This is a genomic window from Mesobacillus sp., assembly GCF_057785455.1.
The window spans coordinates 101,505-128,504 of the sequence record NZ_JBYNSB010000030.1; the positions used below are offsets into that span (position 1 = coordinate 101,505).

Sequence of the window (27,000 nt, forward strand, 5' to 3'; positions counted from 1 at the left end):
AACCAAGCCCCTTCCGTTAAAAAGGCAGGGGTACTTCATTTTAAAGAGGATTGATGGTGTTGAGGGAAGAAATAATCCACATTTACCATACGAACGATTTGCATAGCCATCTTGAACACTGGCCTGCGATCCATAAGCTGGTGACTGAACGAAGATGCTGGCATGAAGAGGCAGGCGATGAGGTTCTGGTATTCGATATCGGCGACCATATGGACCGCTGGCATCCATTGTCTGATGCGACTAGAGGCAAGGCCAATTGCCGCTTGCTGAACGATGCCGGCTATGATGCAGCAACCATTGGAAATAACGAGGGAATCACTCTTCCGTTTGAGGATCTGGATTCCATGTATCTTGAAAAAGAATTCGAGATGCTTGTAGCTAATCTTTATAAACCCGATGGTTCCAGACCGCAATGGGCAAAGCCGTTTTATACATATATAACTAAGCAGGGAACAAGAATTGGTGTCATTGGCCTGAGCGTGAACTTTTCCCGTTTTTATGAACAGCTGGGCTGGAAGCTGACTGACCCGATTGATGAATTAAAGCATTGTGTAGCAGAGCTTAGAGGAAAGACGGATGTAATTATTCTTCTCTCCCATCTCGGAATTCATGATGATGAGCTGATTGCCGGCATGTTCCCTGAAATTGATGTCATCCTTGGCGGCCATACCCATCATATTTTACATGAAGGGAAAGAAGTGGGCTTCTCATTGCTCGCCGGTGCAGGCAAGCATGGGCTTTACACCGGGCATGTCACGCTTAAACTCGATATAGATTCCAAACGAATTGTAGCTAAAAGCGCAATTTTGTATGACATGAATGAGGCAGAAAAAGCTGATAATGAGCTTGAGCTCGTCAATGGGTATTTCAGCGAAGGAAAAAGACTGCTTTCAAAGAGGGCAGCGATATTGCCTGATGACTTAAATGCCGACCCAATGGAGGTATCCGAGCTTTCCGCCATGCTGACCCAGGCTCTCCGTGAATGGTGTGATGCCGATTGCGCTTTCATGAATGCAGGAATGCTGCTTGATGGCTTAAAAGCTGGGGAGGTTACCGAGTACGACCTGCTTGAAATATGTCCGCACCCGATTAATCCATGCACAATCAGGCTTTCAGGAGCTGAATTAAAGGAAGTGCTTCTTCAGACGCGCGACGAAAAATGGCCGCATATGCAAATCAAAGGACTGGGCTTCCGGGGGACCGTTATGGGTGTAATGGTATATGATGGCATTGAATTTCAGATGCAGCATAATGTCACGACGATCTTGATAAATGGAAAACAGCTTGATCCGAAAAAAGAATATGTGTTGGCGATTCCGGATATGTTCACGTTTGGCCGGTTCTTCCCCGAGATATACCGTGCAGAAAACAAAAGATACTGGCTGCCGGAGTTCTTGCGCAATCTGCTGCAATGGAAAATTGCTTCAGTATACTGCAAGTAATCCTCAAATCTAAATAGATTTTATGCAAAATATCACGCTTTTCCTGTTCTATTCATAAAGTGTTATTGGATAAATGGAAGGAGAGTGTGTTCCATGATGGAAATGTCACCGATAGAGATAGAGGGCAGGACTTTCTTATGCATTACCGTCAGATTGCCAAAGACCAATCTGCTTGTTGTGACTGGAGATAAAGGATATATTATGTGCGGAGCCCTGGATGTTGCGCTGCTCAATGAAAAGCTTAAGGCCAGGAAGGTCATCGCCGGCAGGGCAGTAGGGGTAAAAACAATTGATGAATTGCTTGAAGCACCTTTGGAATCCGTTACTTTTGAAGCAGAGAACCTTGGAGCAGTAAAAGGAATGATCGGCAAGGATGCCTTGCTTTTAATGAATTAAAGACAGCCGCCCAGGCTGTCTTTTTCTATGTTCCTCATTACCATGAACAAAATTGATTATCATCGATTTTTCCCAACTAAAAAACGATAACCATTTCATGCATGATTATGTTAGAATGGAAGAAATAATTGTCGTAATATGTAAAATTTTCTTGCTGGATGACTTCCACAATGTTTTCGAAATCAGCCAACATCAAACAGAAAAAGTGGGAATTGACATGAGATTGGTAGCGACCTCAACTGTTGAGGATGGTGCTTTACTTGCAAAAGCCATCTATAATGACCAGGGGAAAATCCTGTTAAATGTAGGTGCGGTGCTTGAGAAGAAGATTTTGGGCCGCCTCCTGGAGTTTGGAATCGATTATCTCTATATAAGTGATCCTGACACAAATGATCTTGTCTTAACGAACTCCATTTCCGAGGAATTACGGATTGATGCCATCAAGTCCATTGGGGAATCATTCAGGCAAATTCAGATGGATACGAAAATATCACAGTCCTTCGTGATCGAAAAATCGGCGCGGAAATTCAAGAAGCTGATCAGCATTTTGCTGGATGAACTGCAGAGAAGCAGGGAACTGCTCAATCTGCTGTCAGATGTCTTTATCCACGACCACTATATTTTTTCGCATTCTTTAAATGTGACGCTATATTCACTGGCAATTGGAATCGAAATGAAGCTGCCGCCTAAGGAGCTTGAGCTGCTCGGACTTGGTGCAATTTTGCATGATGTCGGCAAAATGAAGGTGCCTGAGGAAATATTAACTAAGCCAGGCCGCCTGACAGCTGAAGAATTCCAGATCATCAAGGCGCATGCTGAGGATGGCTTTCAACTGCTTCGCAATGTTCCAGGAGTTCCTTTGATTGTTGCCCATTGTGCCTACCAGCACCATGAACGCCTAAATGGCTCAGGCTATCCGAGGGGGCTTAAAGATGACAGCATCCACCTGTTCGGAAGAATCCTTGGAGTAGCGGATGTATTTGATGCTGTTACCTCAAACCGTGTCTACAGGCCGGCTATGCTGCCCCATGAAGGACTGGAAATCCTCTATTCCGGCTCGGGGAGCTTATTCGATCCGAAGGTCGTCGATGCTTTCCGCAGGGCAGTAGCAATCTACCCAATCGGATTGACAGTCGTGCTAAGCGACGGACGCAAAGGAGCAGTCGCTGCCCAGAATCCAGGCTTGAGCGAACGCCCGCTCATACGGGTACTCGAAGAAAACGGCCAGCGGGTCAACCCATATGAAATCGACCTTAAGGTCAATTTATCAATTATGATCGTCAGCTGTGACACCATCATGAAATATGAGTACGCCAACAATTATTAGTTTTTAAGGCTAGTTCCCCCCTTTAAAGCATACATATAGCTTTAGAGGGGGGATTTGTTTTGGCAAAGTTCGGCCGCAGGCTGCCTCGAAAAGGGCCATTGCCTTTCAGATACGTGTTCCTGCTGACCTTTGTCTTTTTTTCTTTTTCAACAGCAGCAGGGCTCTGGATTATAGATAAAGGTCTTGAACCAACACTAATGAGATATGCAGAATCCCAGACAAGGAAGATTGCGACACTGGTAATCAATAAAGCCATTAATAAGAAAATCGCAAGCGGCATGGATATTGATAAAGTCATTGAGTTTGTCCCGGTTGATGGCGGTACAACCACTGTAGTGAAGTTCAACACCGAAATCATCAACCGCGTGAAGGCTGAGACGACGAACATTGTGCAAATGAATCTTAAGGAAGCAGAAAGAGGGAATCTCACCTCACTTGAAATGCTGTCAGATGTGGAGCTTGTTACAGATGAGGATGAAAGGCAGGAAGGAATCATCTACTATGTCCCATTAGGGCAGGCTACCAATAATGCGCTTCTCGGTAATATGGGGCCGAGGGTTCCGGTAAAATTCAATGCGATTGGCGATGTCACAGCGGATATCGTTTGGGAAACAGAGGAGCATGGCATCAACAACACCCTGATCAATGTTTCGGTTAGAGTAAAGGTAAATGTGCAAATTATTATTCCATTCGCAACAGATATAGCCACAGTCCAAGAGGATATCCCGATCGGAAGCTTCTATTATCCTGGAAAAGTGCCCCAATTTTACAATGGCGGCGGGGATTCTTCACCAGCTATCCAATTGCCGGGTGAGTAAAAAGGAGTTGCCAAGTTTACTATATTGTTATATTATAAACCTAATTGAATAAATAACCTTATCATTCCGGTGGGGTAGAGGTGCAGAATTCAAGAGTATGCTGTGTGAGGATGACAACGTTGATCACAGCTGAAAGGGAATTTTGCCGAAGCAGTTTAAATGTGTCGCATTTATATTGCTGGGGGTACTTTGAACAAGAGTACCACTGTCATTATGGAGGAATCTCCATAATGGGGAGCTACAGATCGTGATGGAGAAACTAGTTGCTTATCAAGGGCAGCGATAGACATTCTCTATCGTTGCCCTTTTATATTTATCTGGACTTGTTGCTCTTTTCATGGAACAGTTTCCCCCTGACAAAAAACTAGGAGGAGAAAAAATGGAGAACACAATATATTCATTACTTCCGCCCTTGCTGGCGATTCTAATGGTAGTAATCACACGAAAGGTGCTTCTGTCTTTGGGGACGGGCATCGCCGCAGCGGCTTTATTGCTTTCTGAGTTCAATATTGGCAAGACCTTTTCAATCATAGGCGATGCGGTAAAAGGAATATTCATTGCCGATGGCGAGCTGAACACATACAGTCTATATATCATCCTGTTCTTATTGCTTTTGGGAATCATTACAGCGTTCATCTCAATTTCCGGCGGCAGCCGCGCATTTGGCGAATGGGCAATGAAGCGTGTTAAAACAAGAGCTGGCGCCCAGCTAGTAGGTGCATTTTTAGGTATTATCATTTTTATTGATGATTACTTCAATGCCCTGGCTGTAGGACAAATCTCGCGCCCGATTACGGACCGTCAAAAGGTGTCTCGCGCAAAGCTTGCTTATATTATTGATTCAACATCCGCTCCAATGTGTGTTGTATCTCCGATTTCAAGCTGGGGGGCTTACATTATCGCCCTGATCGGCACGATCCTTGCTGCGCATGGAGTAACAGAATATAGTGCCTTCTCGGCATTCATGCAAATCGCTCCAATGAATTTTTACGCACTTGCTGCACTTGCTATGGTGTTCATCGTAGCGCTTCGCAATATCGATATCGGACCAATGAAGGTCCACGAAACACGTGCCTGGAATGAAGGCATCGTTGTGGATCAGAGCAAGCCTGTCCCAGGGGAGCTAAAAGATGATCTTCCGACAAGCTCAAAAGGCACAGTAGGAGACCTAGTCTGGCCAATCGCCGCGCTTGTTGCCGGAACTGTCGGTATGATGATGTGGACAGGCTTGAGTGCGGTTGAAGGCAAAGCGACTATTTTTAAAATCCTTGAAAATACCGATGTAACGAAATCACTTGTAACAGGCGGCCTGCTGGGACTCGCTGCCGCATTGCTTCTGTTTGTAAGACAGGCAGTTGTCCTTAAAGGTGTAAATGCAAATGTATTCGGAAAAGGCATTCTTGAGGGAATCAAATCTATGCTTCCGGCCATTTATATTCTTGTGTTCGCATGGGTAATTGTTGATTTGATTGGCAGACTTGAAACAGGAACATATCTTGCAGGACTTGTTGAAAAATCAAACATGAATATTTCCTTCCTGCCATTCCTTCTATTTATCGTAGCGGGAATCATGGCGTTCTCAACAGGAACTTCATGGGGTTCATTCGGTATCCTGCTTCCAATCGCAGGAGATATCGCTGCTGCAGCAGATATCAGCATGCTTCTTCCGGCTCTTGCAGCCGTATTGGCCGGTGCGGTATTTGGTGACCACTGTTCGCCAATTTCCGATACAACGATCCTTTCCTCTACTGGTGCGGGATCGAACCATTTGGACCATGTCATGACCCAGCTGCCATATGCGCTCATTACTGCAGCTATCTCGGCCGTTGGCTTCATTGTAGTGGGTTTTACAGGCAGCACTCTTGCATCTCTTGCAGTAGTTGCAATCCTGTTAACTGGATTTGCGTTCATCTTTGGCACCAAGTCCCCAGAAGCGGAATCGTTAAAAGAAAATCTAGCAGAATAACAAAAGGCTGTCTGTTCACCAGACAGCCTTTTCCATTTAACGTCAAAACTCTCTTTATAAATACAGGGATTGGTATACTTGGGAAAATAAATATTAAAAAAAATTTATTATGAGGAAAATAATATTTTGACAAGCAATTAAAAACTAGCTATACTATTCCTAGACTAAATAATCAGAAAATATAAAACTTTCTAATTCATCAATATTTTACTTTGGGTTAGGAAGGAAGGGGGATTCATAATGGAAAATCGTCCACAGTGGGGAACACGGGCGGGATTTATTCTTGCAGCAGTTGGTTCAGCAGTCGGGTTGGGAAATATTTGGCGCTTTCCCGGCGTTGCGTATGAAAATGGCGGGGGTGCATTTTTCTTCCCATATCTATTCGCATTGCTGACAGCTGGTATTCCTATTTTGATTCTTGAATTTACAATTGGCCATAAGTATCGCGGATCTTCACCTCTAAGCTTCGCAAGAATCCGCAAAGGTTCTGAATGGCTTGGCTGGTGGCAGCTTGCAATTTCATTTGTTATCTCAACTTATTATGCAGTTATCATTGCATGGGCAATGTCATATGCTTATTTTTCAATCAGCAAGCAATGGGGAGACGACCCGCTTACATTCCTTGTCGGCGATTACCTGAAAGTGGTCGATGCAGGCCAGGTAGGCAGCATCGTACCAGGAGTATTCTTTCCATTGGTGATTGTCTGGGTCATAACACTTGGCATTTTGTTCAAGGGTGTCAAAAAAGGTATTGAAGTTGCGAACAAGATTTTCATTCCTGCACTTGTTATTTTATTCTTAATCATTGTTGTTCGCGCGTTGACTCTGGATGGAGCTATTGATGGTGTGAATGCCTTCTTCAAGCCAGACTGGAGCCAGATTCTCAACGGAAAAGTCTGGGTTGCGGCTTACGGACAGATTTTCTTCAGTTTATCAATCGCATTTGCGATCATGATCACATACTCAAGCTATCTGCCAAAGAAATCGGATATTACGAACAATGCTTTCATCACAGCTTTTGCTAACTCTTCATTTGAGCTGCTTGCCGGTATCGGTGTATTCGCGGCATTGGGCTTCATGGCAATGCAGCAAGGCGTCCCTGTTAACGAGGTAGTAAGCAAAGGTGTAATCCTGGCATTCGCGGTCTTCCCGCAAATCATCAATGAATTGCCTGCATTCAGTGCAGCGTTCGGTGTACTGTTCTTCGTCAGCTTGACACTGGCGGGACTTTCTTCACTAATCTCAATTGTTGAAACATATGTTGCCGGATTCCAGGATAAATTCAATGTATCACGTACAAAGGCAGTAGCAATCGGAGGCGGAATCTCTGCGCTGATCTCAATCCTTTTCGCTACTCAGGGCGGATTGAACTTCCTTGACTCTGCTGATGCTTTCATCAACAACTACGGTGTTGCTCTTGCCGGCCTTGTGGAAGTTGTCTTCATCGTTTGGATTGCTAAAGAAGCAGACGCCCTTCGCGGCCATGCAGATGCGATTTCTGACATCAAGCTTGGAAGCTGGTGGAATATTTCCCTTAAGTACATCACACCAATCGTACTTGGTATCATGATGGTAATGAACATCATGACAGATATCAAGACCAGCTATGGCGGCTACCCGGTAATCTTCAATGTTTACTCTGGATGGCTTGTTGCCATCGGCGCAATTATTGTAGGGTTCATCTTCGCGAATGTGAAGAAATGGGATAAATCGCTATATGAAATTCCACAAGACAAGGGGGTTTCAAAATAATGGATGCTAGTGCAGTAGTTATGATGGTAGTTGGGATGGTCATCATTTGGGGAGGACTTGCAGCAAGTGTCATGCACGCTGTGAAAAAATCCAGATCATCTTAATAATAGTTAAAGGGCCAGCCGATCAGGCTGGCCTTTTTTATCCTGTTCCTTGGTGATCTAACCTAAGCATACAAGAAAAATATTTATTTATTCTTAAGCCGTGCACGTTCCTGCCTTGCCCACATCTTCAAATGAGGATATGGATCAAATGACCATTCAGTATAGCCGTTATCCTTGTACATGCCATAGTGCAGGTGAGGCGGGAATTTCCCTGATGTACCAGGAGGGCCGTAGCCTGAGCTGCCGACACCGCCAATCACGGTTCCAGGTTCAACGATTTGTCCTACCTGCAGCTCCTTGGCAAAGCCGCTTAAATGGGCGAAATAGTGATAAGTATTATTAATATCCCGGATTCCGACACGCCAGCCTCCGTATTTATTCCAGCCCTTCATCTCAACGATGCCGTACCCAGTGGCTCTGACAGGTACACCATAGTTTGCGAAGATATCAGTACCTTCGTGAATCCTTCTGCCTCCCCAGCCGCGGGCATCTCCCCATGTATTGTTGTAGCTGTGGTTGCTGCGCAATGGCAGAGGGAAGGAATGCGTGTCCAGGTCGAGCCTGCCAAAATGCCTGTAAATCATCGCCTTGCCGATGATGATCCCAACAGTTTTATCTCGTTTATAATAGTTCCAGAGCCCAATTTTTATGTTTTCATGATCAGTCCCGTAATGGAGAAGATAGTGTGCAAAAGCCTGGAGTACATCCTCGTCGTCATTCAGGTTCGCCTTGCCGTCCCCATTCCCATCAAAGCCGATTCCATTGAAAAATTGAATTGATACTGGATTATGATCCTGAAGATTTGGATTCAGCAAACCAGCCCATTCCTCCGGTTTAAAATAGATGCCAGCAATGCCTTCTGCTTTTGGCAAATCCTTGCGTGCCTGGCGGACATTCCGCTCATATTGATCTACAGCGGCAATATAATACCATGGGATTTGGGAAACAGCCTCAACACGGGTATATAAGTCCATTCTCTTTTTATACACATCTGTATCCTGTTCGGCCGCCGCTGCCTTATTCGCCGAAAGGACCGGGCATAATAAAAAAAGAACGATGACTGCATTTAAAAATTTCACCTTAATCCTCCCTTCAGATTTTGCACCAATTAAGTCCAGATCCTGCGTGAAGTGATTCGTTCTATAGAAAGCTTTCGCAGGAAATATCAAGATGCTTCTGCTTGTCTTGTTATAGTTTGCGATGAAGGATTCATTTCATAAATATCAAATAATGGTAATGGAAAGTTATCGCACTTGTCGAGTTATTTTCATTATGTTAAAGTGACATCAGAAGCTGTAGATCGGCCTTGATTTTTTCATGGTGTTCTTGATGTATTGCAGCAGGAATGGAGTGAAAATGATGAGCAAAAAAGAAGTACAGAGAAAGCCTGAATGGCTGAAAATAAAGTTGAATACGAACGAAAATTATACCGGCTTGAAGAAGATGATGAGGGAAAAGAGCCTACATACCGTTTGTGAAGAAGCTAAATGCCCGAATATCCACGAATGCTGGGCAGTAAGACGGACTGCTACCTTCATGATCCTTGGCGATGTTTGTACGCGTGCATGCCGCTTCTGTGCGGTTAAAACCGGCCTTCCAACTGAGCTGGACTGGCAGGAGCCGGAAAGAGTGGCAGATTCAGTAGCGCTTATGAACCTGAAGCATGCTGTTATTACCGCTGTAGCACGTGACGATCTGAAGGATGGAGGGGCTGCAGTATTTGCCGAAACGGTAAGAGCTGTCCGCAGGAAAAATCCTTTCACATCCATTGAAGTATTGCCTTCCGATATGGGTGGGGTGCTGGAAAACCTGAAGACGCTGATGGATGCACGCCCTGATATCCTCAACCATAATATTGAAACAGTTAAACGCCTGACTCCAAGAATCAGGGCACGTGCGACGTATGAACGCTCACTTGAATTCCTGCGCCGTGCGAAGGAGCTTCAGCCTGATATCCCAACAAAATCAAGCATTATGGTCGGTCTGGGAGAAACAAAAGAAGAGCTGATCGAAGCGATGGATGACCTGCGCGCAAACAATGTAGACATCCTGACACTTGGGCAATACCTTCAGCCTTCGAAAAAACATCTGGAGGTTGTTAAATACTATCATCCAGATGAATTTGCAGAGTTAAAAGAAATCGCCCTGCAAAAAGGCTTCAGCCACTGTGAAGCAGGTCCACTGGTCCGTTCTTCCTACCACGCGGACGAACAGGTCAATTCTGCAGCCAAGCACAAGCAGGAGCTTGCCGATCAGGCAGCGGCCCAGCAGGCTTAATAGGAGAAAAATAAAGAGTTCAGCATTGCTGAACTCTTTTCCATTTTTATTTCCCTTTTTTCATTTGAGTAGAAAGATCGTCTCGATCCATCTTTTCATTCATCTCACCTTTTGCTTCGCCGTTTGCATTTTCTCCAGTACTCATATCACGGCCTTGAGGAGATTTCAGCATTTGTTTTACAACGCCGTCAATCATCGTGTCTACATCACGGCTGTCGGTATCAAGGGAAGCAAAGTTCTCGACCTCACTGCGCAGGCTCGGATCATCAGACACATACACATGGAACCAGCGGGGAACAACTGACATTGCCATCTTCTTCACCTGGTCCGCTGTTTCAAAACGGTTCTCTGATTCAGTATTATAAACAATCAGAACTTCTTCATCGGTAACAAGGGTAGAGACATCATCTACATCCTTAGCCATCAGGCTGTAGCGTCCGATCATATCTGCCAGCTGTTCACGATCGATGGAACGATAAGCATCAGTGTTATAGTCTGTGCCCATTACCCCTGTTCTTTGGTGGCGGACATAGCCAAAATCCTCGCTGGAATTTTTTAAGCCTTTATCTGTGTTCTTATTGTAAATATCTGCCCGCTGATCATTCACATTCATTGTAGTTCCGCTTCGCTGGTAAATTCCAGCACCGCCGCGATCATCCGGGGATGCATTGTTATTATTTGCACACCCAGTCAGCGCAACCGCACCGCAAACACCCAGAGCAATGATTGCCTTTTTCATAAAAAAACACCTCCTACTGATTAGAATGGCTTCGATTTTATTTTTTTTGCTTAGTAATTGATGGGGAATCAGTTATAATTTAAATAAACCAAATGTGGGAAAGAATGAATGGATATGAAAAACAGCAATGAAAAAGAGGTGTTTAAATGATTTGCATCAACAATTTGTGTTACGAAATAGTTGACGAAGCGCGCGATGGGTTCAATGAAGAAGCGTTCCGTGCAAGATATAGTGAAATTTTAACGAAGTACGATTATATTGTCGGTGACTGGGGATATGGGCAGCTTAGGCTGAGAGGCTTCTTCGATGACCAGAACCAGAAATCGACCTTTGATACAAAAATCAGTACGGTGAGCGAATATCTTTATGAGTATTGCAATTTTGGCTGTGCATATTTCGTTGCCAAAAAGGTAGCCAGGCAAAACGCAAGCCAATAGGAAAGAGGACCCTGGATTGGGGTCCTCTTTTTAATGTCCGGCAAAAACCGGGACCCATCACTCACTATATGGCGGCTGCTCGCTTTCATACGGGTCATCGTGCGTAGGATGCGCGCCGGCTTCCTTGCGGGGCATTCCCTGATGCAGCGATTTGAATTCATAATTGAAATTGCTGTACGATCGCTGGCCTTCCCGCCATGGAGTGCTTTTTCCTTCAACAGGCTCATGCTCGCGAAAAGGCGAGCCGTAGGGTCCGTCCGGCAAATCCTCGGCCGTAGCATAGTTCCTTTGTTTTTCAACATTAGAAAAATCTGAGTACAATTCACGGTCTTCCTTGCTCATGAACTCACCCTCTTTGCTTGTTGTCCTATTAGTATTTCTTGAATAGGGCAAAACAAACAAACAGTTCGTTCCAGCTGACACTTACACGAGCTGCCTCAGGAATGAACGCAGCTCCTCTGCATCCTCTTCTGACAGATTATAGGCAAACTCCAGGTAGCCTTCCTCATCCAAATCATCCTGCCCGATAATGGCGAAACGGCTGCCCTGGATATCAAGAACGATACTCTTACCGTAATAACGGCTCGTCTGCATAATCGCCAGGTCAAAGCGCTGATTTTCACCAAGGAAGCTCACATAGCGTGTTTTAGTATCTTCTGTATCATCATATAGAAAAAATCGATCAGTCATAAGTAGTTCCTCCTAATTGCTTAAGAATTATGTATTAAACTAGCTGCTCAAATTTACATTTAGCACTCATACTCACCATCTTACCAAATAGTGCGGTTATTGCCCAATATTGATTTCGAAATCTGTTGATTGTAGTGGAAGGCGCGCAGACTCCTGCGCAGCAAGCTCAGCGCCAGCTCGGCGGAAAGCGAACGCCTGGAACGGAAATCAACATCCTAGTTATAAGGAACAGAAGTTTTTTTGTATTAATCAGAAAAAAATAAAAATATTTCGAAATACTATCTAGGAAAAAAGCTCTATATTAGATAAATATGGTACAATTAACTAAAAGTTCTAAGCATCTGAGAGGATTGAAACTTATGGCCCGCCGCATAACTAGCGTTGTTGACAACCTGCTTGGTTGGGGAAAAATAATGCTGCCGCATTCATCAATTTGCTATTACCCTCCTCAGTTTACTTTGCGGAACCCTGTTGTATCAGGGGTAAAGAAAGCATTTAAGGATGGCTGTGAAGTCGCTGTCATCGCATACACCATCAAAAATCACCGTGAATTGGCAGCCCAGATGGGTGACCACAATTGGAAGTACTCAAAAGCACTGAAAAAGCACTTCAAAGCGGTGATTGAAAAAGAAATCGATCAGCAGGACATGATTGTCCTTCATGATTATTATAGTGACAGCCTCAGCCTGTTCATCAGGATTGACCATAACAGACATTGTATCTCTGAAATAGATACGAAGATGAAGAAGATCCTGCGTGAGGCCGAAAGCCGGCTGTTCCATGAGTATCCTACCGTCCAGCCTGTTTTTGATACGGGCTACATTTTTATTGATAAAACGGTTGGATCCGTCCATGAAGCAGTATTAAAAGGCCATCAGCAGGCCTTCGCAATGGCAGAAAAAAGAATACAGTCTGATTTTAATGAAATGGTTTATGAGATGAACAAAATCATTTCAAAAAGGAAGATCAAGCTGCTCGCACAGCCAATCATCGATGTGGCAACCAAGGAAATCAGGGCATGGGAAATGCTCACACGCGGTCCAGAAGGGACGACTCTGGAAAGCCCGCTGCAGCTTTTTTCAGTCGCCAGGCAGACAAACATGCTGTATGAGCTTGAGATGATTGTGCTCGATAAATCACTCGAGCAAATCAGGTCAACAGGCTGCACCCATGATATTTTCATTAACTTTACGCCTATAACACTTGGCAACTCACGTTTTATCCGCGACTTGAAAAATATGCTCCAACGCTATAAAAGCATCAAGCCAAGTCAGATCACCTTTGAAGTAACAGAAAGGGATTCGATTGAGGGAATTGAAAATTTTATCTATAATATAAAGGTGTTAAGAGGCATGGGGATAAAAATTGCGGTGGATGATACAGGGGCAGGCTATGCCAGCCTGAACACCATCAGCGAAATCATGCCGGACGTGATAAAAATTGACCGGTCCGTAATCCAGAACATCGACAAAAATTCAGTAAAGGAATCCATGCTGAAGGGGCTTTTGCTAGTGGCACGGGAGGCAGGCTCCATTGTCGTTGCCGAGGGTATCGAAAGTGAGGCCGAGGCCTCGGTTCTTACTAGGAATAAGGTAGAATTGGCTCAGGGCTACTTTTATGCCCGGCCTGGATTGCTCAAGACCGTCTAGCATCTTTGTGGGGTGATTGCAATGTACTTTGTCGACAGAGAACAAATCGAAACAACACTTGCGTTTTTGGACAGACAGATCGACTTTTTTGAAACCCAGCAGTCTTGGGAAACACCAATGGAGCAGGCCGCTTTTGAACGCATTGCCCATACGATGATTGAAGCGATCCTCGACGTGGGAAATGCCATGATTGATGGATTCATCATGCGCGACCCGGGGAGCTACGAAGACATCATCGATATTCTGGACGATGAAAAAGTCGTAACACCTGAAATGAGCATAGGACTGAAAAAAATTGTCCTGTTCAGGAAGATGCTCGTCCAGCAGTATACAGCTGTAGACCATGAAGCATTAAAAGCATCATATAAAGCAGAAATGCCGCATCTGAAGCTGTTTTCCGAAAAGGTACGTGAATACTTAACAAACGAACTCGGACCAGTGTCTGCGTTTAAAAAGTGATATTATGCTAAAAGAGACCGCGATTTGAAGCAGTCTCTTTTCTGTTTTGTTTTCGGACTGGAGTAGCGCGAACTGGTTTTTGGCCGGCTATTCATTCTGGAAGCATGAACATCATGCCCCCGCCCTTTACTCCAAGCCCTGTTCTTTGCACTTCAGCTAAAGCTTTTATAAAATTAAAATTCGGGTACGATAATGTTAGGAGTGATGGCCATGAAGAAATACAAAGGATATTTAATCGATTTAGACGGAACGATGTACAAGGGGTCCGAGAGAATAGAAGCTGCTTCCGACTTTATTAAAAGGCTGATTGCGGCTGAAATACCTTATTTATTTGTTACAAACAATTCATCCCGTACACCTGCACAGGTAGCGGAAAAGCTGAGAAGCTTCGATATTCCGGCAACAGAGGAACAGGTTTTTACCACAAGCCAGGCTACTGCAAATTATATTTATGAGCAAAAACCGGATGCTTCTGTTTATGTGATTGGGGAGGAAGGTATTCTTACGGCGGTTGAAGAGAAGGGTCTGAAGTTTGCAGGGGAGGACGCTGATTTTGTTGTGTCTGGAATTGACCGTGGGATTACATATGAAAAGCTAGCTGTTGGATGCCTTGCGGTTAGAAATGGGGCAACCTTCATTTCAACCAACGGGGACATCGCTATACCAACGGAACGCGGCTTGCTTCCTGGCAATGGTTCGCTGACCTCGGTGATCGCGGTCTCCACTCAAACACAGCCAATCTTTATCGGAAAGCCGGAGTCCGTGATCATGGAACAGGCACTGAAGGTACTTGGCACTGAGAAAGAGGAGACATTGATGGTAGGGGACTATTATGACACCGACATTCTTGCTGGCATGAGAGCAGGAATGGACACACTTCTCGTGCACACAGGAGTAACAACGAAAGAGCTTCTCAAGGGCTACAAGGAAATGCCGACCTATACAGTCGATTCCCTTGATGATTGGGAAGTCTAGAAACAAGAGGACGTGGAGCTTAGATGGCTTCACGTCCTCTTGTTTATCTATTCAATATTAGCTGCTCTGTGTGCGAGGCGGCTGGATGCAGCAGCTGCCACCGCACCGACCAGGTCATCAAGGAAGGTATGGCACTTGCCAGATGATTTGTCATTAAGCCTTTCCAAAATTCCCGGTTTTTGCTTATCGATATATCCATAATTAGTGAACCCGATCGATCCATAAATATTAACAATGGAAAATGCCAGTATTTCATCGATGCCATAAAGGCTTTCGTCTGTATCAATGATCGATTGCAGCGGTTCTCCAAGCTTCTTTTCCTCAGCGAGAATATCAAGCTGGATTCCCGTCAGGATCGCATTCTGTACTTCCCGTTTCGAAAGCACACGTTCTACGTTCTCAATACAGTCCTCCATTTGAAGGTCCGGATGGTATTTTTCCTGCAGGAAAAATACAAGCTCCGCAATATCCTTTATTTCAACACCACGTTCGTGGAGCCATTTCCGTGCTGTTTCCTCTGTCATATGGATTGCGCGTTTCTTCTCTAACATCTGCATCACCTTTCTTTTTTTGATTGCAGCTTCTCATATCCCTTTATTACCTATTTATCCTAAATTATTCCCCATAATCACTTTTGTGCTAGCGATTCACCCCTTTAATCATTTCCAAAATAATGCCGCTTATTCATGATCATGTCCATACAAGTTTTCAGATGATAAACATATATTTGTTAAAAGCGGTTCTTGAAATGAGGTGGCCAAAAAAATGCTTCAAAGGATGTTAAAAGAAGTATATGGGATTTCTGCCGATTCAGAAGTATCTCTTGGAAGATATCATGGATATAAGCAAAATGAAGGGCTTTATTTAATTATGAAGGCTGATGGCTTAAAAGAGCAAGAAATTAGCGAGCTTTCCAAAATAGCTGAGCATATGCAGAACTTTGGGGACAGAAATGTCTCAAAGCTGCTGGCTGACAAGGATGGCAAGCAAATTTGCGAGTGGCAGGGGAATAAATATTGTGTACTGATGAACCGTGCTGACCCTGCACCAGAAATGAAGAAAACAGGAAGGAAACTGGCAAAATTCCATGCCAGGGGAAGGCATATTCCTTTCAAGGTCGAAATCCGAAGCAGAGTAGGACAATGGAAGGAGCTTTGGGAGAAGAGGCTGGACCAGATGGAGAAGGTCTGGACAGGCAAGCTATATATGGAACCTGAGAGTGAGTTTGAACGGATGTTCCTTGAATCCTACCCATATTATATGGGGCTCGCTGAAAATGCGATCCAGTATCTTGTCGACACCGAGCTTGATGACAAGCCAACAAGGATTGACCATGGAACGGTTTGCCATGAACGGTTTACGGCCACCATCTGGAGGGACTCGTATTTTGTAAAAAATCCTTTTGACTGGGTATTCGACCATGCAAGCAGGGATATGGCCGAATGGGTCAGGGACCGTTATTTTGCCAACATCCAGACATCACAGCCTGATATCAAGAATTTCTTTTCAGAATATCAAAGCATGACAGTATTATCACCTTTTTCGTGGAGATTGATCTATGCCCGATTGCTTTTCCCGCTGCACTACTTTGAAGCAGTTGAAAATTATTATATTACACAATCGGAACAGACAAAGAATCAAATTGAGGACCAGCTGCAGAAATACTTGAAGCAGACCAGCGACCATGAACGGTTTTTAAGCAATTTTTATCAGCTGTCTGAAGTGCCGGTTAAAGCCGCAAAAATTCCAGCTGTAGATTGGCTGTTACGGTAGCTGGAATTTCCTTCAAAGCAGCAGCGTGAAATGTGGTAGAATAAAATTATTCTATGATATTAAACGCTTACATGAAGGAGAATGTCCATGAAACCGTATGTTTATATTACCCGCAAACTTCCAGAAGAAACGATTGCTGAATTGAAGGGGCTTTTTGAGGTGAAGATGTGGGATCATGAAGATATTCCTGTACCAAGAGATATTTTATTAGAGGAAGCAAAGAAGGCAAGCGGATTGATAACGATGCTATCCGATAAAGTGGATGAGGAACTGCTTAATGCTGGCAGCAGCCTTAAAATAGTCGCAAACCTTGCAGTCGGCTATGACAATATCGATGTAGAAGCTGCGACAAAACGCGGCATCCTTGTTGCAAACACACCAGATGTGCTAACAGAAACAACGGCAGACCTTACCTTTGCATTGCTGATGGCAACTGCAAGAAGGATTGTAGAGGCAGCTGAATATATAAAAGAAGGAAAATGGGAGAGCTGGAGCCCTTATCTGCTAGCCGGACATGATATCTATTCAAAGACCATCGGGATCGTTGGCATGGGTAAAATCGGTGAAGCAGTTGCAAGGCGGGCAAAAGGCTTCGGAATGGAAATCCTGTATCACAATCGCTCCCGGAAGATGGATGCCGAAACAGAGATGGGTGCCCAATACACATCCCTCGATGAACTCGTATCAAACTCGGATTATGTAGTCTCACTTGCACCGTTGACTCCTGAAACAAGAAACATGTTTACAGCCGATGTCTTCACAAAAATGAAAAAAAGCGCGATTTTCATCAATGCTGGCCGTGGGCCTGTAGTGGACGAGCAGGCTTTGTATGAGGCCTTAAAAAATGGAGAAATCGCTGGGGCAGGCCTCGATGTATTCGAGAAGGAACCAATTTCGCCAGATCATCCGCTCCTGCAGCTGCCTAATGTGACCGCCATCCCGCATATCGGCAGTGCAAGCACAGAAACCAGGACTGCAATGATCACCCTTTGCTGTGACAATGTAAAAGCTGTCTTAAATGGAGACAGCCCGAAAACAATCGTTAATAAACAAGTATTGCAATAGAGCATCAAAGGCCTTTACTTCATATGTGTGATTACAAAATGTTTGTTAGTATTTTTGTACCCTTTTTTAAGTCCTGTTGATTGCAGTGGAAGGCGCGTAGACTCCTCCGAAAATGCTAACGCATTTCCATCGTGCGTGGGCCTATTCAATGAAGCTTTTCAGAGTCCTGCGGGCGCAGCTGGACAGGTGAGACCCCGCAGGAGCAAAGCGACGAGGAGGCTCACCGCACGCCCCGCGGAAAGCGAAGCGCCTGGAACGGAAATCAACAGCCCCATGTATTATCCAAACTGAATAAGACTGCAGACAACCACGACTTTTAACGAGTATGCCTACATTCAGAGCCTTTCCTGCATCAGGGAAAGGCTATTTTTATACTGTCATTGAAAAAATAACATTTAAACAAACAGAAAAGAAAGAATAGACTAAAAATTTTTTCCGCTTACAGCCGCATACGATTAAGCGTTTACATGCTTCAAAGGCAGATAAAAATGCCTTGTAAAAGCATGCTATGGTTATTATAATGTCTACTATATATAAACAGTTGTTCTTTTAAGGAAGACACGGAGAGGGGAAGAGGAAATGCAGGCAATCTCAATTGGACTTCTTGGCTTAGGTACAGTGGGCTCGGGGGTAGTGAAAATCATTGAAAACCACCAGGATAAACTGATGCACCAGGTGGGCTGTCCGGTTAAGGTAAAAAAGATTCTTGTACAGGATCCCGTGAAAGATAGGGAAGTCAAGGTTGAGGCCTCACTTTTGACGGTTGACCCGGCTGATATTCTTGATGATCCTGAAATTGATGTGGTCATTGAGGTTATGGGCGGGATTGAAGATACGCGCGAGCATCTATTGCGCGCCCTGAAAAATAAGAAACATGTTGTGACAGCCAATAAGGATTTGATGGCGGTATATGGGTCAGAGCTTTTGACTGTGGCCCATGACAATGGCTGTGACCTTTTTTATGAAGCGAGCGTTGCAGGCGGCATCCCGATTTTACGGAGTCTTGCGGAAGGTCTTGCATCTGATCGGATCACGAAGATGATGGGGATCGTGAACGGGACTACGAACTATATTTTAACGAAGATGACCAATGAAGGACTTGCCTACGATGAAGTGTTGAAAGAAGCACAGAGGCTTGGCTATGCAGAGGCCAACCCTGCATCGGATGTGGAGGGGCTGGATGCTGCAAGGAAGATGGCGATCATGGCCTCACTAGGATTTTCGATGAAAATTGACCTTGATGATGTAAAAGTAAAAGGAATCACTGATATTACAGAGGAAGACCTGCAATACGGCAAACAGCTTGGCTACACAATGAAGCTGCTGGGTATCGCCCACCGCGAAGAGGATAAGGTTGAGGTAAGTGTCCAGCCGGCACTTTTGCCTAATTCCCATCCGCTTGCTTCCGTCCAAAATGAGTACAATGCAGTCTATGTTTATGGAGAGGCTGTAGGTGAAACAATGTTTTACGGTCCGGGCGCCGGAAGCTTGCCGACTGCTACTGCTGTTGTTTCGGATCTAGTCGGGGTAGTGAAGAATATGAGATTAGGAGTCAATGGCAGTACATCTGTCACTCCTCAATACCAGAAGCAGCTGAAGGATGACGGCGAAGTGCATTCTAAATACTTCCTCCGTCTGCATGTCCATGACGAAGTTGGCGTATTTGCAGAAATTACATCGTTATTCTCCAATCATAATGTAAGCTTTGAAAAAATCCTGCAAATGCCATTAGAAGAAAAAGAGCTTTCGGAAATTGTTGTCGTAACACACAAAGCATCTCTAAGAAACTATGAAGAAATTTTAATGAAGCTGAGAGATCTTCCTGTCCTCCAGGAAATCAAAAGCTCATATCGGGTAGAGGGGAGTGTCAGTGCATGAGATGGCAGGGCTTATTAGGCGAATATGAAGAATTCCTCCCAATCAATGAAAATACGCCCAGGCTGACTCTTCATGAAGGAAATACCCCGTTAATCCGCCTTGACCAGCTTTCGAAGGAGTGGGGAATCGACCTTTATGTAAAAGTAGAGGGAGCCAATCCAACGGGGTCCTTCAAGGATCGCGGCATGGTGATGGCAGTGGCGAAGGCGAAGGAGGCAGGAAGCGATACAGTGATCTGCGCTTCTACCGGGAATACATCCGCTTCCGCTGCAGCCTATGCGGCAAGGGCAGGCATGCGCTGTATCATTGTCATCCCCGAAGGGAAGATTGCCATGGGCAAGCTTGCCCAGGCAGTCATGTATGGCGCCAGCATCGTCTCCATTGAAGGAAACTTTGACGAAGCCTTAAAAATGGTCAGGGCCATCAGCGAGACTGAACCTGTGACTCTCGTAAACTCGGTTAACCCTTACCGGCTTGAAGGGCAGAAAACGGCCGCCTTCGAAATTTGCGACCAGCTCGGCGGTGCCCCGGACATCCTTGCCATCCCGGTCGGAAATGCAGGCAATATCAGTGCCTATTGGAAAGGCTTCAAAGAATACGATTCGGCAAAAGGAACTGGCCTGCCGCGAATGTTCGGATTCGAAGCTGAAGGTGCAGCCGCGATTGTCCAGGGAAGCCCAATTCAACAGCCAGAAACGATTGCCACCGCCATCCGCATCGGAAATCCAGCCAGCTGGGACTTAGCCGTGAATGCCCAGCAGGAATCTGACGGCAAAATTGATTTCGTCACGGATGAAGAAATCCTCGAGGCGTACAGCAAGCTTGCTTCCGCTGAAGGTATTTTCGCTGAGCCTGCTTCCTGTGCCTCACTTGCTGGCATCCATAAACAATTAAAGCAGGGTGGAATCCCGCGCGGCTCACGCATTGTCGCTGTATTGACCGGAAATGGGCTGAAGGATCCTGCCACAGCGATTGAGCACAGCGTCATTTCTCCTGTGCTGCTTCCGAACGACGAACAAGTTGTAAGTGAGCATATCAGGGGAGTTGTCCGCCAATGAATGGCCTGGATGAGGCAGCAAGGGGAAGGGAGTCTTTGGCCCAGAGCCCAAAGGTAATGGTAAAAGTGCCTGCAAGCTCTGCAAATATTGGTCCTGGTTTTGATTCGATAGGTGTCGCATTGAACCTTTATCTGATTTTGCAGGCTGAGAGGGCATCAAGCTGGGAAATAACTGCCCTATCACCAGAGCTGGTCGAATTCCCAAGCAACGAGCAAAACTTCATCAGCCAGATTGCCATTAAGACTGCAAAAATGTACGAGCAGGAAATGCCGCCTTTGAAGGTGTCGGTCAAGAGTGATATCCCGTTAGCGCGCGGCCTGGGCTCAAGTGCCGCAGCCATCGTGGCTGGGATTGAGCTAGCTGATGGTTTCTGTGGCCTGGAGTTGGGCCTGCAGGAAAAATTGCAGATTGCCACGAGATTTGAAGGCCATCCGGATAATGCTGGAGCCTGCCTGTATGGCGGTTTTGTCATCGGCAGCCAGATTGAAGAGGAAGTGCAGCTGACTCCACTGGATTCCATCGAATTCGATCCTGTTCTTGTCGTTCCTCGAGTGGAGCTGCTGACGGAGGCATCACGTGATGTACTGCCGGGAGTGCTTGAGTATGGACGTGCTGTCCATGCCAGTGCAATTTCAAACCAGCTGATCGCAGCGCTGATCACACGCAAGTGGAAGCTGGCTGGTAAAATGATTCAGGCAGATTTGTTCCATCAGCCATACAGGAAGGAGCTTGTACCTTTTTATGATGATGTCCAGGCTAAAGCGCTCGAAGCAGGAGCCTTTGGTGTAGCCTTGAGCGGTGCAGGCCCCTCCATTCTTTGCCTTGCTGAACCTGGGAAAGGCGGCAGGCTGGCGAAAGAGCTGGAAAGGGAGCTTTCCGGCTTTGAGATTCATGCCTTGGAAATTGACCGGCAGGGTGCTCACCGGGAATAAAAAAAGCGGTTTTGCCTTTTGGGCAAAACCGCTTTGTATTTATCATGATTAGAATACCTGTTCAACCTCAACTACGCCAGGTACTTCTTCTAAAAGTGCGCGTTCAATTCCTGCTTTAAGAGTGATTGTGGAGCTTGGGCAGCTTCCGCATGCACCTAGCAGGCGAAGTTTTACCACGCCATCCTCAACATCAACTAGTTCACAGTCTCCTCCGTCACGAAGAAGGAATGGGCGCAATTTATCTAATACTTCCTGTACTTGCTCTAACATTTGTTGTTCAGTCATGCAAATCGACTCCTTTCATAATACTTATTATAATCACATCAGCCGGAAAAATCTATTGAATAAACTGAAAAACCAATAAACAACAGTTTTTTCTTTATCATTACTTTCAATGGTATAGTAAAATAAAAGAAAATACCAGGGGGTAATTGATAATGGAACGGAAAGAGGTAGAAATTGTTGTCTACGGCGCTGCAGTCCTGTGCCCAAGCTGCGTGAACCTGCCATCCTCAAAAGAAACGTACGAGTGGCTGGAAGCTGCAATCAGCCGCAAATATGCTGATCAGCCATTCAAGATCACATACGTAGACATTTACAACCCGCCCGAAGACCAGGACAAGCAAGAATTTGCCGAAAAAGTCATCGAAGAAGACATGTTTTACCCGGTTGTCCTTCTCGAAGGAAAAATTGTCGGTGAAGGCAATCCAAAACTGAAGACGATTTACGCAGAATTAGAGAAATACGGTTATGTTTCAGCGTCTTGATTCGATTAGCATCCCAGTTGGGGTGCTTTTTCTATTTTGTCTCTATTAAACAAGACTGTTGATTTTCGTTCCAGGCGCTTCGCTTTCCGCTGAAGAATTATGAAACGCCCAATTGCCGGCTTTTTCATAAGCAAATTCTTCTTGGGGCTGGCACTGAGCCTCCTCGTCGCTTTGCTCCTGAGGGTCTCATCTGTCCAGCTGCACCCGCAGGACTTTGAATAGGCTTCCCCGAACCTGCCCACGCACGATGGAAATGCGATATCATTTTCGGAGGAGTCTACGCGCCTTCCACTACAATCAACAGGTGTTTAAAAAATAATATTATTCTTTAACAGAGCCTTTATTTCATAAGATCGAACGGAAAACTTTTATTGCCACCAATCAGCATTAATCTGGTGAAAATCTAATTTTATTGGCGAAGTTCACATTTTTTCCAGTCCCGACAGCAAAAAAGGACCAGGCATGAAAGCCCGGTCCTCCATAAAATCAGCCATTATGATACTTGTACATCCACAAAATCCCCGATTTAAGCAGACGCGCGACACGGCCAGTGATTGGGCGTTCTGCCACAAGGCCAAAGCCATGTTTCTTGCCGAGTGAGCCGATGACTCCCTTTAGCTTGATCGCCGGGAAGGATTCAGGAGGCTGCTCGCCTTTCCATCGCTTTAGCAGTACCTGGACAATTTGTTCTGCCTGTCCTTCCGCCAGCTGGGCGCTCGGTGCATGCGGCAGGCTGGCGCAATCGCCGACTACATAAACATTTTCGTAGCCAGGGATATTATGCTGAGGAGTCAGCGCTGCCCGGCCCATTCCGTCCTTCTCAACATCAAGTTCCCTGACGAGTTTGTTTGCCTGAATGCCAGCAGTCCAGACAATGGCATCGCAGACAATCGGTTCATCATGATTGTAAAGGACATTCTCCTGAACTTCTGTGATATTAGCATTATTGATAATTTCAACATTATGATTATCAAACCAGTTTTCTACATAGGTGCTAAGTCTTTCTGAGAAAGCGGAAAGAATGTGGTTGCCGCGATCGAATAGCTTGATTTTCAAGTCTTTTCGGCTCTCCGCCAATTCACTCGCCAGCTCAACACCGCTTAGCCCTGCTCCAACAATCGATACTGTTGATCCAGCTGGCAGATTGTTCAAAGCTTCGTAAGTTGCACGTGATTTTTCAATTGATTGGATGCTGTAAGTGAAGATATCAGCACCCGGTACATTATGATACTTGTCCTCGCACCCTAATCCAATGATCAGGTCGTCAAAAATCACGGGCTCTCCATTTTTCAGTTCAACCTTTTTCTCATCAATATTGATTTTGGTCACTTCCGCATATTTAATCTGAAGGCGCGGATGTTCTGGAAAAGAAACCCTGATGTGCTGGTCTGAAATCGTGCCAGCCGCCAACGCATAATATTCGGTCTTCAAGCAGTGATATGGTACGCGGTCGATCAAAGTAATGGATACATCTTCAGGCAGGTCATTCGGCAGCAATCTTTGCAGGACCCGCATGCCGCCATAGCCGCCACCCAGGATAACGAGATTTTTCATGTGAATTTCTCCTTTTTAACTCTTCAAAACAGTTAATGAAGTTTTTCTGGCTCGTCTCAAAAATCCGTAAACGGATACATTTTTCAAAATTATTTTGATATATTTATTTGCTTCGTTTAAACACCATAAAAAGTATAACGAAATTGTGACAAAATAACAACAATTTTATGGACTGTGCAAGCTTGAGAAATTGACGTATTACTGGAAAAAAGGTACGATTAAAAATTAGTAGAGAGGTGAATGGAATGATAAAGCCAATCATTGAATTTTGTATCAGCAACCTTGCGAGCGGTGCTCAGAAGGCAAGGGCAGAGCTGGAAAGAGACCCGGACCTGGATGTCATCGAATATGGCTGCCTAGGTTATTGCGGCAAATGCGCACAGTATATGTTTGCGCTTGTAAATGGGGAGCCTGTTATTGGCGACACTCCGGAAGAATTGGTAGAGAACATCTATAAATATTTGGACGAAAATCCAATGTTTTAATATAAAACAGGCTGGCAGGGGTATTCTCCCTTTGCCAGCCTGTTAATTTTTATAAAGTCTTTAAATATTAGACGCTTTGTTCCTCGCGCATCTCAGCCCATCGGTCCTTTGCCATTTGGACGACCTGCGGCTCTACAGATTGCCGCTGCTTTTCGATCACACGTGAAAAAAATCTCACCGCATCCTGAGTATTCCCTATCCTTTTAGATAAGTCACCGATTAAATACATGAGCCTGATTTCCGACACCTGGGTACCTTTGTAGTCACCGGTACTGTATGATTCGGTATATTCATTGAGTGCTATTTTTAAAAAGCGGAATTCCTGTTCATCGTTTTTCAGCAGGCGGTAAAGCCATGACAATCTTAAATAAAGGCCTGCTGTGACAATATGCTTTTCCTTTTTTAACGAAGAACAATAGGCCCCAAGCTTGAAGGTATTCGCAGCTTCCTGCAATGACCGTTCCGAGCTGAAATCCCGGGGTACCCACTGGCTGCAGATCTTTTCTGTGATGGCTGTTTTTGTTCCAGGCGGAAAATAATTGCCAAATTCCTCAGTAAAGGAATAGCCGCAATGGGGACAGACATTCACATAATACAAATTAGGATTTTCCGATTCTCCGGCATACACAGGGGCAAAATCAGTATCATAGCTGAGCACTTTCACAAACCGGGAACGCACCTTTTTCGTTGTAAAAGTTTTTTCACACATGGAGCAAGTATACTTTTTGTCATATAACGGATGTAGCTGAGCCATCTTCATCACCTGCCGAATGACCTATATTTTTCGTCCGGAAACTTAGGTATATTATACCAGGTAATCTCAGGGATTGGAGCCACTCTTGCAAAAATAATCCTGTATTTCTTTTTTCAGATTGATTGGTTGAGGATTGGAAAAACAGTGAGTATACTATAATAAAGGGATTAAGGAGGTTTGAAATAATGGAAAACATTGTGATTCTTACAGAAGAAGCTGCATTGCAGGTTAAAGATATGATGAAACAAAACGAAACAGAAGACGCATATCTTCGTGTTTCTGTTAAAGGCGGCGGCTGCAGCGGCCTTTCATATGGAATGGGCTTTGCCCACGAGGTGGAAGATGGAGATACAGAATTGGAGCAGCATGGCATCCGCATCCTTGTTGACAAGGAGAGTGCTCCTGTATTGATGGGGACGAAAATCAGCTATAAGCAATCCCTGATGGGCGGCGGGTTCACGATCGATAACCCGAATGCCATTGCTTCATGCGGCTGCGGTTCAAGCTTCAAAACAGCAACGCGCGAGGGAACGCCTGAAGAATGCTAAAAGGAAAAAGCAAGGTCCGCGGACCTTGCTTTTTGTTATATTGGAATTTTTATTTAAACATAGATGAGCTGTGAAGCGGCTGTGTCTTAGCTTTGGGATCGATGTACGATTTTGCGTTGTTGACAGCTGTTGGAGCTTCACCAAAACCTGTTGCGATAAGCTTTACTTTGCCTTCGTATGTGCAAATATCGCCAGCAGCATATACGCCAGGAACGTTTGTCTCCATTTTTGAGTTGACGACGATGGAGTTCTTTTCGATCTCAAGTCCCCATTCCTTGATTGGGCCGAGTGATGAAACAAAACCAAAGTTACAGATGACAGCATCAACATCAACTGTTACAGTATCCTCGCCATTCGCATCCTGAAGGACGATTTGGCTGATTTTACTGCCATCGCCAACAAGCTCTACAGGCACGTAAGGAGTCTTGATATCTACCTTAGAGTTCTGAAGATTCTCAACACTGTGTTCATGTGCACGGAACTTGTCCCTGCGGTGTACGATTGTAACCTGTTCTGCGATTGGCTCTAGCATCAATGCCCAGTCAACAGCAGAATCTCCGCCGCCCAATACAGCGACCTTTTGGCCAGCGAATTGGTTGAGGTCATCAATGAAGTAATGCAGGTTTTTGCCTTCGTATTGCGCTGCACTCTCAAGTTCAAGCCTGCGCGGCTGGAATGCACCATTGCCGGCTGTGATGATGACAGATTTAGTATAGTGAACCTCTTTATCAGTGGTTAACTTGATTGTGCCATCCTCAAGTTTTTCAAGCTTTTCAACAGACTGTTCCAGAGCAGTGGCAGGATTGAACTTCGCCATTTGCTCCTTAAGATTGTTGATCAGCTCCTGAGCACGGACTTTCGGGAAACCGGCAACATCATATATGTACTTTTCAGGATAAAGTGCAGATAATTGACCGCCTAGTTGTGGCAAACTTTCGATAATCTTAACTGATGCTTGTCTCATTCCGCCGTAGAAAGCAGTGAACAGACCAGCTGGCCCCCCGCCGATAATCGTGATGTCATAAACTTTTTGATCTTCTTTCACTCCATATCCCCCTCACTATGTAGTAAAATTGCTCCAATTTTTATAATACCATAAAAAAGAAATCAAAACTAACAATCATAATAGAAGAATCAAGTTGGAACAATATTATT

29 protein-coding genes and 1 riboswitch are annotated in these 27,000 nt (G+C 44.9%); of the genes, 20 read left to right on the forward strand and 9 right to left on the reverse strand.

Annotated features, from left to right (window positions below):
- The first annotated feature begins 59 nt into the window (after positions 1 to 59).
- The 7 genes from AC3EBE_RS11710 to AC3EBE_RS11740 all read left to right on the forward strand — a co-directional run bounded on the left by AC3EBE_RS11710 (position 60) and on the right by AC3EBE_RS11740 (position 7,805).
- Complete coding sequence (locus AC3EBE_RS11710; RefSeq protein WP_488595207.1) at positions 60 to 1,442, forward strand: bifunctional metallophosphatase/5'-nucleotidase; 1,383 nt, start codon at positions 60 to 62, stop codon at positions 1,440 to 1,442.
- 93 nt (positions 1,443 to 1,535) lie between these two features.
- Complete coding sequence (locus AC3EBE_RS11715; protein ID WP_488595208.1) at positions 1,536 to 1,838, forward strand: YunC family protein; 303 nt, start codon at positions 1,536 to 1,538, stop codon at positions 1,836 to 1,838.
- Between the two features lie 217 nt (positions 1,839 to 2,055).
- Complete coding sequence (locus AC3EBE_RS11720) at positions 2,056 to 3,165, forward strand: HD-GYP domain-containing protein (protein ID WP_488595209.1); 1,110 nt, start codon at positions 2,056 to 2,058, stop codon at positions 3,163 to 3,165.
- Positions 3,166 to 3,224: 59 nt separating this feature from the next.
- Positions 3,225 to 3,983: a sporulation protein YunB gene (gene yunB, locus AC3EBE_RS11725; protein ID WP_488595210.1), complete on the forward strand. Its 759-nt coding sequence runs from the start codon at positions 3,225 to 3,227 to the stop codon at positions 3,981 to 3,983.
- Between the two features lie 67 nt (positions 3,984 to 4,050).
- Positions 4,051 to 4,232: riboswitch (Lysine riboswitch) on the forward strand.
- Between the two features lie 130 nt (positions 4,233 to 4,362).
- Positions 4,363 to 5,949: a Na+/H+ antiporter NhaC family protein gene (locus AC3EBE_RS11730; RefSeq protein ID WP_488595211.1), complete on the forward strand. Its 1,587-nt coding sequence runs from the start codon at positions 4,363 to 4,365 to the stop codon at positions 5,947 to 5,949.
- Positions 5,950 to 6,189: 240 nt separating this feature from the next.
- Positions 6,190 to 7,701 (forward strand): sodium-dependent transporter, encoded by a 1,512-nt coding sequence (locus tag AC3EBE_RS11735; protein WP_488595212.1) that lies wholly within the window; start codon positions 6,190 to 6,192, stop codon positions 7,699 to 7,701.
- A complete protein-coding gene (locus AC3EBE_RS11740; RefSeq protein ID WP_488595213.1) occupies positions 7,701 to 7,805 on the forward strand; it encodes a methionine/alanine import family NSS transporter small subunit in 105 nt (34 codons plus the stop codon). Before AC3EBE_RS11735 ends, AC3EBE_RS11740 begins: the two co-directional genes overlap by 1 nt.
- 83 nt (positions 7,806 to 7,888) lie before the next feature.
- On the opposite strand, the gene AC3EBE_RS11745 is transcribed toward AC3EBE_RS11740, so the two are convergent.
- Positions 7,889 to 8,884, reverse strand: a complete 996-nt coding sequence (locus AC3EBE_RS11745) for a M23 family metallopeptidase (protein ID WP_488595214.1) — start codon at positions 8,882 to 8,884, stop codon at positions 7,889 to 7,891.
- Positions 8,885 to 9,164: 280 nt separating this feature from the next.
- On the opposite strand from AC3EBE_RS11745, the gene lipA reads away from it, so the two are divergent.
- Positions 9,165 to 10,082, forward strand: a complete 918-nt coding sequence (lipA, locus tag AC3EBE_RS11750) for a lipoyl synthase (RefSeq protein ID WP_488595268.1) — start codon at positions 9,165 to 9,167, stop codon at positions 10,080 to 10,082.
- A gap of 46 nt (positions 10,083 to 10,128) precedes the next feature.
- Here lipA and AC3EBE_RS11755 read toward each other — a convergent pair whose 3' ends face one another.
- Entirely contained in the window at positions 10,129 to 10,821 is a 693-nt protein-coding gene (locus AC3EBE_RS11755) for a YhcN/YlaJ family sporulation lipoprotein (RefSeq protein WP_488595215.1), read from the reverse strand.
- Between the two features lie 146 nt (positions 10,822 to 10,967).
- Between AC3EBE_RS11755 and AC3EBE_RS11760 the strand changes: the two genes are divergently transcribed.
- Positions 10,968 to 11,258, forward strand: a complete 291-nt coding sequence (locus AC3EBE_RS11760; protein WP_488595216.1) for a YutD family protein — start codon at positions 10,968 to 10,970, stop codon at positions 11,256 to 11,258.
- A 57-nt stretch (positions 11,259 to 11,315) separates the two neighbouring features.
- Here AC3EBE_RS11760 and AC3EBE_RS11765 read toward each other — a convergent pair whose 3' ends face one another.
- Both AC3EBE_RS11765 and AC3EBE_RS11770 read right to left on the reverse strand, forming a co-directional pair.
- Positions 11,316 to 11,600: a cytosolic protein gene (locus AC3EBE_RS11765; RefSeq protein WP_488595269.1), complete on the reverse strand. Its 285-nt coding sequence runs from the start codon at positions 11,598 to 11,600 to the stop codon at positions 11,316 to 11,318.
- Between the two features lie 81 nt (positions 11,601 to 11,681).
- A complete protein-coding gene (locus tag AC3EBE_RS11770) occupies positions 11,682 to 11,948 on the reverse strand; it encodes a DUF3055 domain-containing protein (RefSeq protein ID WP_488595217.1) in 267 nt (88 codons plus the stop codon).
- Positions 11,949 to 12,307: 359 nt separating this feature from the next.
- Here AC3EBE_RS11770 and AC3EBE_RS11775 point away from each other — a divergent pair, with 359 nt between their 5' ends.
- From AC3EBE_RS11775 to AC3EBE_RS11785, 3 genes are all read left to right on the forward strand, one after another.
- Positions 12,308 to 13,597 carry an EAL domain-containing protein gene (locus AC3EBE_RS11775; RefSeq protein WP_488595218.1) on the forward strand — a complete coding sequence of 430 codons (1,290 nt, stop codon included), beginning with the start codon at positions 12,308 to 12,310 and terminating at the stop codon, positions 13,595 to 13,597.
- Between the two features lie 21 nt (positions 13,598 to 13,618).
- Entirely contained in the window at positions 13,619 to 14,056 is a 438-nt protein-coding gene (locus AC3EBE_RS11780; protein ID WP_488595219.1) for a DUF86 domain-containing protein, read from the forward strand.
- 210 nt (positions 14,057 to 14,266) lie between these two features.
- Positions 14,267 to 15,031, forward strand: a complete 765-nt coding sequence (locus tag AC3EBE_RS11785) for a TIGR01457 family HAD-type hydrolase (protein WP_488595220.1) — start codon at positions 14,267 to 14,269, stop codon at positions 15,029 to 15,031.
- 47 nt (positions 15,032 to 15,078) lie between these two features.
- Here the strand turns inward: AC3EBE_RS11785 and AC3EBE_RS11790 are convergent, their stop codons facing one another.
- Positions 15,079 to 15,582: a phosphatidylglycerophosphatase A family protein gene (locus AC3EBE_RS11790; protein WP_488595221.1), complete on the reverse strand. Its 504-nt coding sequence runs from the start codon at positions 15,580 to 15,582 to the stop codon at positions 15,079 to 15,081.
- 214 nt (positions 15,583 to 15,796) lie between these two features.
- On the opposite strand from AC3EBE_RS11790, the gene yutH reads away from it, so the two are divergent.
- The 5 genes from yutH (at position 15,797) to thrB (ending at position 21,737) form a co-directional block, all read left to right on the forward strand.
- A complete protein-coding gene (yutH, locus tag AC3EBE_RS11795) occupies positions 15,797 to 16,804 on the forward strand; it encodes a spore coat putative kinase YutH (RefSeq protein ID WP_488595222.1) in 1,008 nt (335 codons plus the stop codon).
- An 87-nt stretch (positions 16,805 to 16,891) separates the two neighbouring features.
- Positions 16,892 to 17,869 (forward strand): 2-hydroxyacid dehydrogenase, encoded by a 978-nt coding sequence (locus AC3EBE_RS11800; protein WP_488595223.1) that lies wholly within the window; start codon positions 16,892 to 16,894, stop codon positions 17,867 to 17,869.
- A 579-nt stretch (positions 17,870 to 18,448) separates the two neighbouring features.
- Positions 18,449 to 19,747 carry a homoserine dehydrogenase gene (locus AC3EBE_RS11805; RefSeq protein ID WP_488595224.1) on the forward strand — a complete coding sequence of 433 codons (1,299 nt, stop codon included), beginning with the start codon at positions 18,449 to 18,451 and terminating at the stop codon, positions 19,745 to 19,747.
- Complete coding sequence (thrC, locus tag AC3EBE_RS11810) at positions 19,744 to 20,805, forward strand: threonine synthase (RefSeq protein WP_488595225.1); 1,062 nt, start codon at positions 19,744 to 19,746, stop codon at positions 20,803 to 20,805. The genes AC3EBE_RS11805 and thrC overlap by 4 nt, the downstream gene beginning before the upstream one ends.
- Positions 20,802 to 21,737: a homoserine kinase gene (thrB, locus tag AC3EBE_RS11815; protein ID WP_488595226.1), complete on the forward strand. Its 936-nt coding sequence runs from the start codon at positions 20,802 to 20,804 to the stop codon at positions 21,735 to 21,737. Before thrC ends, thrB begins: the two co-directional genes overlap by 4 nt.
- A 48-nt stretch (positions 21,738 to 21,785) precedes the next feature.
- On the opposite strand, the gene AC3EBE_RS11820 is transcribed toward thrB, so the two are convergent.
- Positions 21,786 to 22,022 carry a NifU family protein gene (locus AC3EBE_RS11820; RefSeq protein ID WP_488595227.1) on the reverse strand — a complete coding sequence of 79 codons (237 nt, stop codon included), beginning with the start codon at positions 22,020 to 22,022 and terminating at the stop codon, positions 21,786 to 21,788.
- Between the two features lie 152 nt (positions 22,023 to 22,174).
- On the opposite strand from AC3EBE_RS11820, the gene AC3EBE_RS11825 reads away from it, so the two are divergent.
- Positions 22,175 to 22,504 carry a YuzD family protein gene (locus AC3EBE_RS11825; protein ID WP_488595228.1) on the forward strand — a complete coding sequence of 110 codons (330 nt, stop codon included), beginning with the start codon at positions 22,175 to 22,177 and terminating at the stop codon, positions 22,502 to 22,504.
- A 486-nt stretch (positions 22,505 to 22,990) separates the two neighbouring features.
- Here the strand turns inward: AC3EBE_RS11825 and AC3EBE_RS11830 are convergent, their stop codons facing one another.
- Positions 22,991 to 24,058, reverse strand: coding sequence for an NAD(P)/FAD-dependent oxidoreductase (locus AC3EBE_RS11830; protein WP_488595229.1), 1,068 nt, complete (start codon positions 24,056 to 24,058; stop codon positions 22,991 to 22,993).
- Between the two features lie 245 nt (positions 24,059 to 24,303).
- On the opposite strand from AC3EBE_RS11830, the gene AC3EBE_RS11835 reads away from it, so the two are divergent.
- A complete protein-coding gene (locus AC3EBE_RS11835; RefSeq protein ID WP_488595230.1) occupies positions 24,304 to 24,543 on the forward strand; it encodes a YuzB family protein in 240 nt (79 codons plus the stop codon).
- 67 nt (positions 24,544 to 24,610) lie between these two features.
- On the opposite strand, the gene AC3EBE_RS11840 is transcribed toward AC3EBE_RS11835, so the two are convergent.
- Entirely contained in the window at positions 24,611 to 25,297 is a 687-nt protein-coding gene (locus tag AC3EBE_RS11840) for a DUF2225 domain-containing protein (RefSeq protein WP_488595231.1), read from the reverse strand.
- Positions 25,298 to 25,482: 185 nt separating this feature from the next.
- On the opposite strand from AC3EBE_RS11840, the gene AC3EBE_RS11845 reads away from it, so the two are divergent.
- A complete protein-coding gene (locus AC3EBE_RS11845; RefSeq protein WP_488595232.1) occupies positions 25,483 to 25,845 on the forward strand; it encodes a HesB/IscA family protein in 363 nt (120 codons plus the stop codon).
- A 49-nt stretch (positions 25,846 to 25,894) separates the two neighbouring features.
- On the opposite strand, the gene AC3EBE_RS11850 is transcribed toward AC3EBE_RS11845, so the two are convergent.
- Positions 25,895 to 26,890 carry an NAD(P)/FAD-dependent oxidoreductase gene (locus tag AC3EBE_RS11850; protein ID WP_488595233.1) on the reverse strand — a complete coding sequence of 332 codons (996 nt, stop codon included), beginning with the start codon at positions 26,888 to 26,890 and terminating at the stop codon, positions 25,895 to 25,897.
- Positions 26,891 to 27,000 lie beyond the last annotated feature (110 nt).